The 285-nt window shown below is 68.8% G+C and carries 1 pseudogene; it reads right to left on the reverse strand.

Annotated features, from left to right (window positions below):
• Positions 1-285: pseudogene (locus tag R6V09_RS54890) on the reverse strand (crotonyl-CoA carboxylase/reductase); the annotation flags it as partial.

Below are 285 nucleotides of genomic sequence, written 5' to 3' on the forward strand. Positions count from 1 at the left end.
CGCCCGCGAGCGCGAACTGCGTGGCGTACGAGCCGAGTCCGCCGCTCGCGCCCCAGATGAGGACGTTGTCGCCCTGCTTCATGCCGGCGCCGTTGCGGGAGACCAGCTGCCGGTAGGCGGTGGAGTTGACCAGTCCGGGTGCGGCGGCCTCCTCCCATGACAGGTGGTCCGGCTTGGGCATCAGCTGGTTGGACTTGACCAGTGCGATCTCGGCGAGCCCGCCGAAGTTGGTCTCGAAGCCCCAGATCCGCTGCTCGGGGTCGAGCATCGTGTCGTTGTGCCCGT

The organism is Streptomyces sp. W16 (assembly GCF_033194735.1).
Taxonomy (GTDB): Bacteria; Actinomycetota; Actinomycetes; order Streptomycetales; family Streptomycetaceae; genus Streptomyces.